Source organism: Rugamonas sp. DEMB1 (assembly GCF_029834475.1).
In the GTDB taxonomy this organism is placed as follows: Bacteria; Pseudomonadota; Gammaproteobacteria; order Burkholderiales; family Burkholderiaceae_D; genus Rugamonas; species Rugamonas rubra.
In genome coordinates, this window is sequence record NZ_CP122407.1 from 6,368,594 (window position 1) to 6,383,557 (window position 14,964).

Consider the following 14,964-nt stretch of genomic DNA (forward strand, 5'->3'; position numbering starts at 1 on the left):
GTGCAAAAGCTGGGGAAATGCCGGGGATAAGCCCATGGATAAGTTGGTGGAAAAGCGCTGGGTAAGCCGTGGGTAAGCGCTGTATAAACACGGGATAGCCTGGGGGGAAGCCTGTATAACTTTTCCTGCGCGGCGCCATTACACCGCGATGCGCGTCTCGAACTTGCTGCGGAAGGTGGAGAAGTAGGCTTTGACGTTGCGCACATTGGTCTGCGTGGCGAACAGCCGGTGCGCCAGCGCGTGGTAGGCCGGCATGTCGACCACCTGGACGATCAGCACGAAGTCCGGCCCCGGCGCCACGCGGTAGCATTGCAGCACGGCTGCCTCGGCCGCCACGTGCTGCTCGAACTCGCTCATGCGCTCGGCCGCCTGCACGTCCAGCGTGATCTCGACGATGGCGCTGAGCCGCGCCCCCACCTTCTCCGGCGCGACGATGGCCACCTGGCGCTCGATCACCCCGCTGGCGGTCAGCTGCTTGACGCGGCGCAGGCAGGTCGGCGCGGAAACGTGGACGGCCAGCGCCAGCTCGCCGTTGGTTTGCGAGGCGTCAAGTTGCAGCGCGTTCAGGATGCGACGATCAATATCGTCCAGTGGCGGGGTGCTAGTGCTCATAGTGTGGTGGATTCGTAAAAATAATTCGATAAAATGAAATAATATTTCATTGATGTTGAATGGTGAAATATTCTTTCAAATATACATGAATTATGAAAGCATATTTCACAGCCTCTGCACTACGATGCCTGCATTACTTAACAAATCAACCAAGAGGCTCCTATGTGCGGCATCGTCGGCGCGGTAGCGCAACGCAACATCACCCCCATCCTGCTGGAAGGCCTGAAGCGTCTCGAATACCGCGGCTATGACTCCTGCGGCGTCGCCCTGCACGTCGACGGCAAGCTGCAGCGCTCGCGCAGCACCTCGCGCGTGGCCGACCTCGAGCAGCAGATGCGCGAGACCGGCCTGGAAGGTTTCACCGGCATCGCCCACACCCGCTGGGCCACGCACGGCGCGCCGGCCACCCACAACGCCCACCCGCACTTTTCGCCGAGCACCGAGCAGGCCCGCATCGGCCTGGTGCACAACGGCATCATCGAGAACCACGACGAGCTGCGCGCCGAACTGAGCGCCCTCGGCTACGTGTTCCAGAGCCAGACCGACACCGAGGTGATCGCCCACCTGGTCGACCACATGTACAACGGCGACCTGTTCGACACCGTGCAGCAGGCCGTCAAGCGCCTGCACGGCGCCTACGCCATCGCCGTGTTCAGCCGCGAGGAGCCGCACCGCGTGGTGGCCGCGCGCCAGGGCTCGCCGCTGATCGTCGGCCTGGGCAAGGGCGAGAACTTCGTCGCCTCCGACGCCATGGCGCTGGCCGGCACCACCGACCAGATCGTCTACCTGGAGGAGGGCGACGTGGTCGACCTGCAGCTGAACCGCGTCTGGATCGTCGACGTCGACGGCAAGCCGGTCGAGCGCGAGGTCAAGACCGTGCACGCCCACACCGGCGCCGCCGAGCTGGCCCCTACCGCCACTACATGCAGAAGGAGATCTTCGAGCAGCCGCGCGTCATCGGCGACACGCTCGAAGGCGTCACCGGCATCATGCCCGAGCTGTTCGGCGACGGCGCCTACGCCGTGTTCAAGCAGATCGACCGCGTGCTGATCCTGGCCTGCGGCACCAGCTACTACGCCGGCCTGACGGCCAAGTACTGGATCGAGTCGGTGGCCAAGATCCCCGTCAACGTCGAGATCGCCAGCGAATACCGCTACCGCGACAGCGTGCCGCACCCGAACACCCTGGTGGTGACCATTTCGCAGAGCGGCGAGACGGCCGACACGCTGGCCGCGCTGAAGCACGCGCGCGGCCTGGGCATGGAGCACACGCTGACCATCTGCAACGTGGCGACCAGCGCCATGGTGCGCGAGTGCAAGCTGTCCTACATCACCCGCGCCGGCGTCGAGGTCGGCGTCGCCTCGACCAAGGCCTTCACCACCCAGCTGGCCGCGCTGTTCCTGCTGACGCTGACGCTGGCCCAGGTCAACGGCCGCCTGACGGACGAGGAGGAGGCTGCCCACCTGAAGGCGATGCGCCACCTGCCCGTGGCCATCGCCGCCGTGCTGGCGTTGGAGCCGCAGATCATCGCCTGGGCCGACGACTTCGCCCGCAAGGAAAACGCGCTCTTCCTCGGCCGTGGCATGCACTACCCGATCGCGCTGGAAGGCGCGCTCAAGCTCAAGGAGATCTCCTACATCCACGCCGAGGCCTACCCCGCCGGCGAACTGAAGCACGGCCCGCTGGCCCTGGTCACCGAGGAGATGCCGGTCGTCACCATCGCGCCGAACGACAGCCTGATCGAGAAGCTGAAGTCGAACATGCAGGAGGTGCGCGCGCGCGGCGGCCAGCTGTACGTGTTCGCCGACGTCGACTCGCGCATCACCTCGGGCGAGGGCGTGCACGTGATCCGCCTGCCGGAGCACTACGGCCTGCTGTCGCCGATTTTGCACGTGGTGTCGCTGCAGCTGCTGGCCTACCACTCGGCGCTGGCGCGCGGCACGGATGTGGACAAGCCGCGCAATTTGGCGAAGTCGGTGACGGTGGAGTAAGCACGGCTGCCGGCCATCACGGACGTGTGGACGAGCAATGAAGTCGGACACAAAACAATAAAGTCTGACACAACACAATAAAGTTTGACACAAGTTGGTGTCGAGACTTTTTACCGATGTAGCAGCCCATGTGTGCCATGATTTGGCCACATGGGCTTTGTCATTGGCGAGGCACGCCGACCATAGATTCATGAACGGTAGAGGGAGATAAAAAATGTTAGACCTTATCCACCGCGGCTGCCTGCAAAATGCCAGATCGGAGTCGACGGCCGGGCCCAGACTGCAGCTGGCGGCGGCGTATAAGACCGCAGCGCACTGTATGCGGCCGTGATGGTCAATCCGGCGCTACTGGCCCGCTTGCTCGCGGTAGAAGCGCCGCAGCAGCGGAGCCGGCATTGACGGCACGGGCATTGCCAGCAAGTCCGCGCTCGAGGCAGCCAGCCGCAGCAAGTCATTCGGTGGCGCGGCCATCCGTCGCACTGGTCAAATACTCTGTCCAGTTATCGGAGTGGCTCAAGGCCGATAGGGTCAAGTTGCGCTAGCCATGATGCGATTTGAAGCAGATCCCCTAGGGTCTGGAGGAGCAAGGTTACGAGGGACCGGCATGGCGGCGTCGCTAGGCGGCGCAAGCCGGGTCAATCGGATATGGTCAATTCGGCGTGCAGGTGAACAGCGGCTATAATGGAGAGCTAAGACTGGTCGTTGCTCTTGTGTTATGGGGTAACTCAGCCGTGAGTTGAACGGACGCTGAACCTCGCAGTAGACGTGATGGTTGATCTAAGAATAACGTTATTGGCAGCAGTCCGCTCTGCGTGGCAGAGCACCCATCAGAGAGTTGCACGTATCTCGCGATCACCGCACGTGGATCTCAAATCCCTTGTCTTGTGACTGAAATCTGCCTTACGCTCGCAAAAAAATGCAGATCGGTGAAAGCCAGAAAACTTGGTCTTGGTCGGTGCGTGGCCTGGCTAAGCGCGACTGGCGATGATGTCTTGCCCCCAAACATTACAATCAGTGTGTCCCCGGTGTTGGCGGTTCATACGATTCAGTGGCGATGGACGAAGAAGTAGAAGCCCTTATGTGAATAAGGGTTAGCAAGCCACGCCAATACATAGTTTTCTTAAAGATCAACTATTTAATTACAAAATCATCAAAATTGCATTATTATTGTATTAATCTCACTCACCAATCAGAAGCTTGGAACTTTCTTTCGATACGCTGGATATTCGCGACCTTTGTCTGAACGTGCAAATTGCCATCGAAGCCGTTGGCCAGCACGACTCATTTGCATTGCTGCAGCGCTTGGCTGACTTAGCAGCAGCGCACGATGTCGCAGAGTATCTTGACCTTTTTTTCGAGGTAAGTGTTTCTGCCGATGACTGGGAATTGTGTATCCCGTTGAGTAGCATGGCGCTGATTGTCGAACAGGCCCACACTAAGCCGCCACTGGATGATAGCGATCAAATAGACTGGTCACGGGTCAAGCGCGTAAAAATAGTCAGCTTGGAGAGAATCGATGACTAACACTAGTTTTATGCCCGACTGGGCAGTTCCACCAGGGACAACCGTTCTTGCACTGATGGACAGAAAAGGGGTAACGGCCCGGGACTTGTCGGGATCGCTTCGTACGACTTCTCATGATCTAGAGCGCTTATTTGCAGGTGACCTCGAAATCGATGAGGACGTTGCTGTGAGGCTGGCCAAGATAATCGGTGGATCTTCGAGCTTCTGGTTAGCGCGTGAAGCCCAATATAGGGCTTCAGTAGCTCGCGTCGAAGTTGCAAAGAGCTGGGCGACTTTATTCCCTATCCCTGAAATGACTCGTATGGGATGGCTTCCGTCGACGACTGAGCAATTATCCCAAGTCCATGCATGTTTAGCTTTTTTTGGGGTCAGCACTACTCAAGAATGGGAAAGAAAATACTCCAATGCTAAAGGATTGGCTGCATTCCGTGATACATCCAAATTTGCATCCTCTGACGGAGCTATTCTGGCATGGCTGCGCAAAGGGGAACTGGAAGCACGGAAACAGGCTTGTCGTAAATGGAACAAGCGCGAGTTGACTGCGCGCTTGCCCGAGTTAAGAAACTTAACTCGAACTTCTGAGCCCAAAGAGTTCATTTCAAAAATTCAAGAGATCTTAAACGAATGTGGTGTACGAGTAGTCATTATTCGCCCCCCTAAGGGATGTAAAGCCCATGGTGCAACTTTCTTTAGTGAAGGTCAGCCCATTGTACTTTTAAGCTTCCGATATTTATCGGACGACCAATTCTGGTTCACGGTTTTTCATGAAATTGGCCATTTGATATTACACAGTGAAGATAAAATGTTTGTTGAGGGCAATGGCGACCCTACAGGCAATGAAGAGCATGAGGCTAATGAATTTGCGACATCGACTCTTATTCCAAAAGATAGCTTGAAAACCTTGAGAGCCTTAGGGGCTAATGCAAGAGCAGTGATGCGATTCGCAAAGGATATTGGAATTGCACCAGGTGTAGTCGTTGGTCAAATGCAGCATAGAGGTTGGCTAACATTTGCTCAACTTAACCATCTCAAGAAAAGATACCAGTGGATTGATTAATTATTCTGCGAACGCCAGTTCACGCTTTGTAGTTGAAGAGATCCACGATCCGATAGAATCTCGGACCTTGCTCGTGACACCAAAACTACTTTGAATATTATGGCTATAACCTAATATCAAAATTTCTCGATTAAGTTTCATTGTTCCGATTTGGTTCAGTTTTCCAAAATATGAAATTCCTACAACACCTGGTCCTTGTGAGCGTGGTAACGTCCATTCGTCCATGGGTTGTGCGGTTAATTTAATTTGGCAAAGTAATTCAAATGTTCGAATAACTGCTTGACCATTTAGCACCAACGTCTTTATCTCCGAATTGGCAATTAGCTGCCCTAGGAAATCTCCTCCTAAGTTAAGAAGCTCCTGCTTGTATGCAGTAGAAAGTTCTCCCCATTTGGTCGTTGTGGCATAAGAACACAAGTCCAAGTGACATGCTTCAGCGAACATTCCATAGAATGAACAGTTTGACCCGATAATCAGTTTATCCAAGGCTTTGAACCAGCCATCGTAGGGATTGCCGAAAAAGTATTTTGAGCAGGAATTGTCTATTGCTTCCAGTTGCTCGTCGGTTGCATCTTTCCAGCCCTTGAGTCCTAATGAGGCTAGTGTTGGAAAGCGACGGCTATGGCCAGTGAGCTCCTCACCCACCTCATTGACAAACTCGCGATTACTTGGATTGAGGCCAACTGTAGCGATTTTTGCGGTGTCTAAATTACCAAAATAGGGCACTGGACAAGCCCAAGGAATAACTGACAATTGTGATGCGTTCGAAGTCTCAAGCGCACTGATCAATTGCCGGAAAAGTTCGATGCGGTTCACGATGTCCTCTATATTAGGAAAATAGCTCAAGCTGAGCAGGTGCTTTGGAAACTGATGCTAGCTCATTCTTTAATGCGCGAGCGCACTGGATGATCTGCCTTCTGTTTCCCGTCAGGACCCCAAGCTCTAAGGCTCGTGCGCGGGTTTGCGAAGTCACATCGTAATGTGGATAGGAGGCATTGGCTTGAAACCATTCTTTCTTGAGTCCTAACCGTCGAGCCACGTTATGTAGCTCATCAAGAGAGTCGGCTACCAGATGGCACCAAGTGTTGCCCCTCCACTCGATTGCTACGTTGTCTACATAAGATGCCATGATAGGTATTCCAAATTTTGCAAATTTTCACTATGATATGCAAAATGTCGCCAAAATTCAACCAATCTGAGGCCTTGCAATTAGGTCAGACAATCAAGCGTCGTCGTAATGACGCGAGGCTCACTTTGACCAAGCTTGCAGAGTTGTGCCTAGTGAATGCAGCACAAATCTCAAGATTTGAGAACGGACAGTTCAAAACAAACTCAAGAAATTTGCAAGAAGTATGTGGTTATTTGCAAATTTCTTCGGTGGGTGTTACTGTCTCATTGTTAAGTGCTCGGTTCGAGAAGTTTGCAGTCATGTCTGAGCAAAATCGTCGTGCCGCTGAACAGATTGTTGTTGCATTGGAATCGCTAGTTCAGCCACCGAATAGCCGGTAGCGCTGAGATGATTTTTGCCAATTGCAGAGAGAGTCTTCGATGACCTGCATGTCTACACCGAGAGATTCTCCCATGATCCAAAGTCGGCGTTCCAACTCAACGTAACTAAGTCCAGCACCAGTGTTCCCTTGCAACATCAGCTTGGCACCTGTTTTAGGGCCTGTGGCATTTGCAATATAGGTCTTCGGTGGTTTGATTGGCGTGATGGCTAATTTCCCTAACATGGTCAAGTAATCGAATTTCGCAATACGACCAAAAGAAATGACGGCATCCATTTTCTTATATAACCAATCAAAGGCGGCATAGTAATCATTATTGCCGGCGTTATATGCATTAGCGAACAATTGCCTATGCCCGCCATTAGCCATAACCCAGTCAACATAGCTCACGATTGCTGCACCAGTGCCCGTTGGTTTATCGGCATCCATGCTTTGATATTTTCGGTGGTTACCGAATCCGCGACGTCGGCCTCGAAGTAGATGATCTTGGCTTTCTCGCAACCAATCCCGGAATACCTCAGGATCCTGAGATATAGTCGCCCAGGTCCAACCAGGTTGAGCCCCGAGCTTCCCATAGACCTCCCTTATGAATCGCCACTTTGCTTGCGGGTGCATACCAAAGTGTACAAATAAAAAAGTTATCCAAGCAGCTTCATCAACATCTCGCCGTCGAAGTGCCAGCAAAGCAGCTCGGACGGGATCGAACATATCATTGTTGGGATTTCCCCTGTTTGGTGAGATGTGGCGAGCTGCTGCCACCGAGACAAATTCGATTCGTCGCATGCTGTCAATGACTTGCATAGCGAACGTGCGCCGAGCAGCATCTACCTCAATTCCTGGCAGCGGAAAATGATCGTCTTCAATCAGATCTAAAGCGCTGACGATTGCTGCGATTGCTTCTGGGCTATGTCTAGGCATTTTGTTTTTTCATCCTGGAAATTCGCGCATCAATAAACATGTGATAAGCCCGATCATTCATATTTTCGGCAAGCTTTTCGCAAGTGACTTGTGCATTTTGCGGTATCAACTTGGAAAGGCTATAGATTGAAAGCAAACGACAAATGTCAGCCCAAAAGCCGGGCATTGACGGGGGCGCAGAAAACGGGTCGGAGCGTACTTGAACTTCAAAATCCAAAACGTTTTTGATCGCCATCCATGGATCTCCGGTGGGCATTGCCATCATCGGAATAATGTTTTGGAATCCTTCGTTAAGATAATCTTTAGCACCTTCTTCATTTTTATCATAGAGATGAAAGCTGCCGACGGTATGAATGTACGTGCCAATTTCTGTATTCAAGGTTCTGGCAATAATCTCTTGCAGCATTGTGAAAGCAAAAACATCATGGGGGAAACCTAAATATGCATCGTTTGACCGCATTGCGACAAATAGATGCAGCTTGCCATCCCTTTGCAGGAACTGTAGCGTACACGTGCAAGGAATTGATGTTTCGCCAGAATCGATGTCTTCAGCTGCGATGATTTGGATTACAGCTTGGCGTGATGTGGGTTTTCGGCGTAGCAAATCAATTACGTTACTGACTTGATCTATGCCACGCCAATTGAACAAGCGGTTGCCATACCCACTACGTACAGTTTTATGGTCAGTTGACTCGTCCTGATATTTATTCGGAATGAACCAGTCTATGTATTCAAGTTGATTGGCGCCTGAAAGATACCAGAGAAGCTCACCGAGGGCGCTAAATATCTTGCTGCGGCTCTCTGAACGGCTAAGCCGAGCAAGAGGATTCGTCAATACAAAAGTCGGGCCGACTATCTCTAGTAAAGAGCCGCGGCTTGCGGTTACCCGCTGACCTTTGGCCAATAAGTAGCTGAGTGCTTCATGTAGCAAATCGTCGATGGTCGCGGCTTCGATACGAATGGACATGGATTTGCCTTGCAAGAGAGTGATGTTGCATCATAACTAATTTATTTCCTCATGCAAAGTTTATCTGAGGACTTACCAACGGGGCCACCTGCCGATCTACAACAACTGCGCGGAAAGTGCGATGCGGCCCTTCGTCCTCGGGCGCGAGGCATGGCTGTTCAGCGTCGCGGTCGCCACCGTCAGCGCGTCATTTGTTCGATACTTGTGACGGTCAAGGCGAATGGACTGGGACCGCGCACCTAGTTGCGGCATGTACTGCGCGACCTATCTGCCGCGAAGATCGTGGTGGAAGGCGAGACGCTGCTGTGAATGAACGATGACGGCTTACCGTTTCGTTTTCAGAAGCGCTATCAACTCCTGTTCGAGCCGAGACGCCAAAGGCGGGGCCAGCCCCGCCGTGCGCAGAATACGCCAACGAACGGGCGATTCTCCCCTGACCTGGCTCTCATGCACGACCCAGCGCAAGCGCCGACACTGGAAGTCTTCCAGCGGCTCCGCCAGGGTTTGTATGGCCTGGGTCGTGAGAGGAAGCTTGCCGGAAAACTTTTCGATGAGCGCTTGCCTGCCAGTGGTCCTGGCCAGGCGCGCTGCGGATATCCGGCTCCGTGTGTCTGATTCATAGAGCTGCGCCGCGTGCTGGCGGACCTGGTCGGCAAATTGCTGGTCGCGCCGATCCCATTCAACTTTGTCCTGCCCCGCGTGGCGCGGTTTCGCGTCGCTCGCGATGGTCTGCTGCAGCCAGTCCTTATCGTGCCTGTATAGCCACATGTAGTCCCGCGTGCTTCGGGCTGGAATGTCGTCGAGCTGGGTGAGAAAGCGCTGTCGCCGGATAGCGAGCGTGGCAGTGTCCAGCCTGTTGTCCGCTCTCCATATTTTGCGCGTGCGAGAATCATAGCCCGGCTGGAGGTCCGTGTATTGACAGTAGGCGCGCAGCGCTAGCGTCGAAGTGCCCAGTAGGGTCATCAAGGCCAGGTGCTTTAGCGGATGCATGGCTGTGCGGTGTTTGTACAGCAGCTTGAATATCCACTGCGGCTGTCTGAAAAATTCTAGATCGGAGTCAACGGCCTGGCCCAGACTGCAGCTGGTGACGGCGTGTAAGACCGCAGCGCACTGTATGCGGCCGTGATGGTCAATCCAGCGCTGCTGGCAGGCTTGCTCGCGGTAGAAGCGCCGCAGCAGCGGCGCCGGCAGTGACGGCATGGGCATCACTAGCAAGTCCGCGCTCGACGCCGCCAGCCGCAGCAAATCATCTAGTGGCGCGTCCGGTGCTAGCGTTGTGGTGCTGCTTTCCTCAACCCAGCTGTCAGTGGGCAAGAACAAGCTGTGTCGACGCAATTGAACCAGGTCTGCTTTAATCTCCAAAAGCATATTGCCGTGTCGGTGGCACAGCAAGACGCCTGGTAGGCTGTGGGCGCGATGCCAGTATGCCGAACCGTACGATTTCTCGTCTTCGGCACAGCATTGCGGGCAGTATCGAAAGGCGTTACGGCCGCCAATTCGGCTGGCCACCAGGCCGATGCCGATTTTCATGTCGCCTGCATTGTGCCCTGCCATAGCATGCCTGCAGCGTTCGGTCTGCTCAGGGCTGAGAAATGGCACGAAGTAAGGCAGTAGCGTGCTCCGGTCAATCAGCTCCTCCATGGAAAGCTGCGCGTGCTCCGGCAACGCCGAGCAAAGAGCGGCAAGATGGCTGGGAAGATTGGCTGTAGCGACAAGCAAGTGGGTGCCGAATATGTCATGCAGCGTTTGGCGCTCTTCCGGATTGCCCGACAGGCGGTGCAAACGGGAAATCCAGCTGTGCAGGCTTTCATCCGGCAGCAGCGCCGTACAAAAAGGGAGGCGCCGTAAGCTGCTTACATTTGGCATTGGCTCCATGATCTGCGCCCTTCCAAGCCTGCGCTAAGTGCCCGTGCGGTAGGTATCCGAAAACTCGAAGACGTCCTTGGCGAGCCAACCTCGTTCAGCCAGCGCACTTGCAGGATCCGGGCTTGCTGCGATCAGGCGGGAAACCTGGTTGACTGTCTCCGGCATCTGCTTTTCAGGCCGGGGAGCCGGCGACGTCTCCGCAGCGACACCATTTGTCCTGCTGAGGCGCAAGGCGGCGAGATCGCTGATCGACACCGAAGTGTCGTCTTTCATCATGGCCTCCAGCTGCTCGTCCGGCGGCAGCAAGTCCTCGAATTTCCTCATCGCGGCCGGGTCGCCGCTGCGCAGCGCCGCGATCGCCGGTTTTAAGAGCTTCAGTTTCGTGTCAGCGACATGCCTGAACACTTGTTCGTTCAGCGTCTCGATATTGGCCTGGATCGCATAGCGCTGGCCAAGGATCATCAGCTTGGCCAGGAAGTCGGTGACGCCCTGCGTGAGATCGTATAGCACCGCGCGCAGTTCTGGCGTCAATGCCGCCGGCTTTTGAACCCACTGATATTCCCAGATCACGTTGACCAGCATATTCCATGTGGCATCCGATTCCGAGGGCTGGCGAAAGTCGTACATCCCTTGTCCACACGCCCGCCGCGCATTGCGCAGGATATCGGCAAAGAGATTAATCATCGAATTGGTTCCGGAAAATACCACCGGTATACCGATGCTGTTGATCAGGTTGACGAAGAAATTAAGCATGTTGTCTTTGCCGCCGGTCTTTGCGGCATTCAGATGCTGTAGTTCGTCAATGACGACGGTGCCGATGAAGTAGGTGCTGGCCAGCTGCTCCATGCCTTGGATCATTTCCAAGATGCCGGCCTTTCGGCGGAAGCGCGCTGCATGGCGGCCGGGGTCATCCAGCGCCTTATCGATTGCTTTGAAAAAAGCATGGCATAGGCCTGACAGGGAGCCGTCGAAGGGGCATTCGATTTTCAGCCAGACGATCTGGGTGTGCAGGAACTCCTTGCCCTGGTAGCGGCAGTGGACAATTTTCTGTCGATACAGGCTCAGTACCGCATTGAGCGCCGTCGTCTTGCCGATACCGCTTAAGCCGACCAGGCTGAAGGTCGAAGCGGAGGATTGGAAGAGTGCCAGGTCGCGGCGATTGGTTGACAGGGTGTACAGGTGGCGCCACGTGGTCGCATGCACCGGATTGCGGCTGACATAGCCGCTTCGCAGGATGGACGACAGCGCGCTTTCCAGCTCCAAGTGGATGGGCAGCGGCTGCACCAGCTGCCTAATTCTGTCGATGCAGTGCAGACGCAGTTCCTTGCTCAGCAACCGCTCCGCGCCCGGCTCCTCAGGGAAGTAGGCAATGGCTCTGGCGGCGTCGATTTCCGTCAGCACCGGTGGCAAGGCTTCCGTCAACGGATTGCCAGCGTAGTCCTGCAAGGGGGACGGCGTGTAGTGGGCGATATTACTCATTGTTTTTCCTGCTTAGCCTGCTGAGGATGCTGATTACTTCGCCGCTGCGCTCACCGAAACTTTCGGCAGTCTGCTCTGTCGATACTGGCCGAGGCCGCGAACTGTCGCCTGCCGGCCCTTTGCCGGCAGCACGCATGCGCTCGGTCACGCGCTCCGCTGCCCGGTTGGATCGGATATCGGCGAGCTTGGCAGCTTTGGTGGTGGGAATGTCGCTATTGCGCTTGTCCGCAGTGGCACCGGCGATTGTGGCCTGGATATGGGCGTCGAGCTGTACTTTGCTCGCCAAGGCCGAATATTTTCGTTCTGGCGGCGTGTGACTGGTCAGGACAAGCATGTCCTGGATTTCTTCCAGCCGATGGCCAACATAGCGTTCCTCGGTATTGCGCAGTACGTAGCGCGCCAGCGATTTGTCAGCAGTGCGCAGCCAGACTGTGGTGGGGTCGGTTGGGTGGTACCAGACATCGACTTTTTCTCGGCCTTTGGCGCGTGCGCGGCTGTACCGCACTTCGTCATTGTGGTCCGCGCTGGCGTAATACATGCCTTCGAAGTGCAGGCCTCCAGCTTGCACCGTGCCCGACGACCGGGCCATCAAATGTAGGTACACCAGCTCGCGGGCCTGCTCATTTGGCGTGCCGAAGCCATGGTCGATACCCCAATTCCACATTGCCTGGGGCGTGGGCTGGACCTCCGACTGGATCATGTCCTGATTGAGCAGGTCAGGCTGCTCCCGGTAGTGATTGTGATGAAGCACGCTCTTGATCATGATTTGCGTGAACTCGCCCAGGTCCAGCGTGGCGTCCAATCGGTAATCCCGGTCGCCGCGCTCCTTGATGCGTTCGGCCACGCCGCCGGGCGTCCAATGGACCTGGGACAACTGGTTCAACAGCCGGAACCTGCTTTCCACGATGCCTTTCCAGTCGGGGCGGTATGGTGGTGCGATGGCGAGGGTGATGCCAAGGCCGGACACGATGCTTTCCGCAGCAAGGCCAAGCATCTCACCGCGGTCGGCGCAAATCTCCTGCGGCAAATGGGCGCACGGCCAGTCGTCGGGCTCGATTGCAATTCCGTTGGCGGCACAAAAGGGGGCCTTATCGCTGAACGCATTGAGCAGCGCTTGCCGTGCGCCTTCCCAGCTGGGCCCTTCTAGACCGATATAAAGGCCAGCGATCATGCGTGAGAATACGTCAATGACGACATACACCACCGGCCGTCCGATAATCCAGTTGCGGTTGTATCGGCTGACTAAGTAGATATCGGCAATGGTTGCGTCGATTTCAAACCGGTGGCATGGGCCAAATATGCCGTCACCGGCACGACCGCGCAGCGCGCGGTGATCTTTGGCCCACTTCATTTCACCCTTGCGGCTGCGCAGTACGGTGATGTCGTCGAAGGCCTTCTTACCCCAATAGTCGAACTGGCGCATGGTAGGCAGTTCCTGCAGCGGTTTTAGCAGCGGTTCCGGCTCTGGAAAATCAGGCGTGGTGATCGCTTCGCAGTAGTAGCGTCGCAAGGTGCGCGTATACGCGTCCGTAATGGTTTTGACTTTGCTGTCCCGGTACAAGGCATAGCCGATACGGATGATCGTCTTGTCTTCTTCCGAAAGCGATTTTGCCCTGTGCGGCTTGTCTGTGGTGATGGAGCGTGGCGGCCTTCCGTGAGGACCAGTAAAAGCCCGCTCTTGTCCCTTCGCCCCGGAATTTGTGTACTGCGGAAGCAATGCGTTGCGGATCGCGCCGAACATCCAATAACGGTAGAGCAGCCTGTAAATGGTACGGCGCTCGACGTTGATCCGCTGCCCGTGAGACTGGATCAGCGCACCCATGATGCGGGGCTGGAAAATTCTGTCGTCATACCGACCTTCCAGCAGCGGCCGGATGCGCTCCCAGTTGGCGTCCCGCATCGCCTTGTACTTCGGCGGAATCTCATCCTCCAACGCCATCATAAACTCAGGCATTTTCAGCTCGACGCGGGACACCTTTACTTCACGCACCAGCTGGACCAGTGCAGATAGGTCATAGAGCCAAGGCTGCTTTGGCACCTTGTCGATCGAAATAAGCACCACGGCATCGGCGCCGGGATCCAGCCAGATTACGCGGCATGGTGAATCGAACGGCGCCCCATCGTGGGGAGTGAAGACGTGATTGATGCGGATGCTCAAGTCCATCTCACGCCGCCTTTCTGCCGCTGGACTGGTTGATGAACCGCAGCGACGGGCAGGCCTTGACCAGTTGCAGCTCGACGCTGCGAATGTCAAACATGATGGCCTTCTGCCATACCAGGTGCTTGAACAGCGTCACGGCGTCACTGTAGGGCAAGCGGATGGCGTTCGCGACGGTCCGGATGACAGATGCAAGGGTGCGCTCGGCACTGGCAAAGTAGGCAAGGTGGTCGAGAAAGTGCAACTGCACGTCGTGCTGTGCAAGATGCCTCTGCAGCGGCATGCTTCCTTGCCTGAGCCATTCGAGATTGCGCGTCAGGGTCCGGCCAAGCATGCTGTCTGTGACGATGCCCCAGTTGGTGATGCCTTTTGCAGTCAAAAGTGCCTGCTCCAGCTCGAACTTTTCCAGGCGGCGCTGCAGACCCTTGGGCTCCAACAGTTCCTTGTCATACTTGAGCGTTTTGGCGGCCGTGTACTGCTGGCCGGCAGCATCGATGCCCGTGATGAGGAAATCGGTTGTCATGACGTACGGCACCGCCGTGCCGGGATAGCGCGGGTATGCGATCCCAAGCTGGGCCGCTATCTGTTGCGCCTCTGGCGTAGGGAACAGGGGATACTGCTCACGAATATCGATGATCTGTTCTGAAAACTCCAGCACGGTCAGGTACTGGTATTCCAGGTCGGAAAGAACTTGGTGAATACGATTGACCTTCGTTCCCGCCACCTTGCGCGAGCGGCCCCGCGATGGGACGTCCTGCACGCGCAGCCAAGGCTTGTACGCATTGCCTTCCCCGGCGCCGAACCCTTCGGCGATGTACCGATCCACATCGGCCTGCGTCTTAACCCGCCGTGCGCGCATATCTCTTCTCCGGTGGCTGCGGTTG

General features: G+C 55.6%; 13 protein-coding genes and 1 pseudogene. 5 read left to right on the forward strand and 9 right to left on the reverse strand.

Annotation, left to right across the window (positions count from 1 at the left end; translation table 11 throughout):
* Window positions 1-138 precede the first annotated feature (138 nt).
* Window positions 139-612, reverse strand: a complete 474-nt coding sequence (locus tag QC826_RS29350) for an Lrp/AsnC family transcriptional regulator (protein ID WP_279763562.1) — start codon at window positions 610-612, stop codon at window positions 139-141.
* Window positions 613-774: 162 nt separating this feature from the next.
* Between QC826_RS29350 and glmS the strand changes: the two are divergent.
* The 3 genes and pseudogenes from glmS to QC826_RS29365 all read left to right on the forward strand — a co-directional run bounded on the left by glmS (window position 775) and on the right by QC826_RS29365 (window position 5,184).
* A pseudogene (gene glmS / locus QC826_RS29355) lies at window positions 775-2,603 on the forward strand (glutamine--fructose-6-phosphate transaminase (isomerizing)).
* A gap of 1,197 nt (window positions 2,604-3,800) precedes the next feature.
* Entirely contained in the window at window positions 3,801-4,127 is a 327-nt protein-coding gene (locus QC826_RS29360; RefSeq protein ID WP_279763563.1) for a hypothetical protein, read from the forward strand.
* Window positions 4,120-5,184 (forward strand): ImmA/IrrE family metallo-endopeptidase, encoded by a 1,065-nt coding sequence (locus tag QC826_RS29365; RefSeq protein ID WP_279763564.1) that lies wholly within the window; start codon window positions 4,120-4,122, stop codon window positions 5,182-5,184. The genes QC826_RS29360 and QC826_RS29365 overlap by 8 nt, the downstream gene beginning before the upstream one ends.
* Here the strand turns inward: QC826_RS29365 and QC826_RS29370 are convergent, their stop codons facing one another.
* Window positions 5,185-6,000 (reverse strand): hypothetical protein, encoded by an 816-nt coding sequence (locus QC826_RS29370; protein ID WP_279763565.1) that lies wholly within the window; start codon window positions 5,998-6,000, stop codon window positions 5,185-5,187.
* Window positions 6,001-6,013: 13 nt separating this feature from the next.
* Window positions 6,014-6,313: a DUF4031 domain-containing protein gene (locus tag QC826_RS29375; protein WP_279763566.1), complete on the reverse strand. Its 300-nt coding sequence runs from the start codon at window positions 6,311-6,313 to the stop codon at window positions 6,014-6,016.
* A 44-nt stretch (window positions 6,314-6,357) separates the two neighbouring features.
* Here QC826_RS29375 and QC826_RS29380 point away from each other — a divergent pair, with 44 nt between their 5' ends.
* Window positions 6,358-6,693 carry a helix-turn-helix domain-containing protein gene (locus QC826_RS29380; RefSeq protein WP_279763567.1) on the forward strand — a complete coding sequence of 112 codons (336 nt, stop codon included), beginning with the start codon at window positions 6,358-6,360 and terminating at the stop codon, window positions 6,691-6,693.
* Here the strand turns inward: QC826_RS29380 and QC826_RS29385 are convergent.
* Together QC826_RS29385 and QC826_RS29390 are read right to left on the reverse strand one after the other, a co-directional pair.
* Window positions 6,672-7,610, reverse strand: a complete 939-nt coding sequence (locus QC826_RS29385) for a hypothetical protein (protein ID WP_279763568.1) — start codon at window positions 7,608-7,610, stop codon at window positions 6,672-6,674. The genes QC826_RS29380 and QC826_RS29385 overlap by 22 nt on opposite strands.
* The gene (locus tag QC826_RS29390) at window positions 7,603-8,577 is read right to left on the reverse strand and encodes a thymidylate synthase (RefSeq protein ID WP_279763569.1); all 975 of its coding nucleotides are present in this window, start codon (window positions 8,575-8,577) and stop codon (window positions 7,603-7,605) included. The genes QC826_RS29385 and QC826_RS29390 overlap by 8 nt, the downstream gene beginning before the upstream one ends.
* 64 nt (window positions 8,578-8,641) lie before the next feature.
* On the opposite strand from QC826_RS29390, the gene QC826_RS29395 reads away from it, so the two are divergent.
* Complete coding sequence (locus QC826_RS29395; RefSeq protein WP_409567913.1) at window positions 8,642-8,785, forward strand: transposase; 144 nt, start codon at window positions 8,642-8,644, stop codon at window positions 8,783-8,785.
* Between the two features lie 116 nt (window positions 8,786-8,901).
* Here the strand turns inward: QC826_RS29395 and QC826_RS29400 are convergent, their stop codons facing one another.
* The 4 genes from QC826_RS29400 to QC826_RS29415 are packed head-to-tail and all read right to left on the reverse strand — an operon-like array spanning window position 8,902 to window position 14,939.
* Window positions 8,902-10,452 carry a TnsD family Tn7-like transposition protein gene (locus QC826_RS29400; protein WP_279763570.1) on the reverse strand — a complete coding sequence of 517 codons (1,551 nt, stop codon included), beginning with the start codon at window positions 10,450-10,452 and terminating at the stop codon, window positions 8,902-8,904.
* 24 nt (window positions 10,453-10,476) lie between these two features.
* Complete coding sequence (locus tag QC826_RS29405; protein ID WP_279763571.1) at window positions 10,477-11,922, reverse strand: ATP-binding protein; 1,446 nt, start codon at window positions 11,920-11,922, stop codon at window positions 10,477-10,479.
* Window positions 11,915-14,086: a Mu transposase C-terminal domain-containing protein gene (locus tag QC826_RS29410; RefSeq protein ID WP_279763572.1), complete on the reverse strand. Its 2,172-nt coding sequence runs from the start codon at window positions 14,084-14,086 to the stop codon at window positions 11,915-11,917. The genes QC826_RS29405 and QC826_RS29410 overlap by 8 nt, the downstream gene beginning before the upstream one ends.
* Window position 14,087: 1 nt before the next feature.
* Entirely contained in the window at window positions 14,088-14,939 is an 852-nt protein-coding gene (locus QC826_RS29415; RefSeq protein ID WP_279763573.1) for a TnsA endonuclease N-terminal domain-containing protein, read from the reverse strand.
* Between the last annotated feature and the right edge of the window lie 25 nt (window positions 14,940-14,964).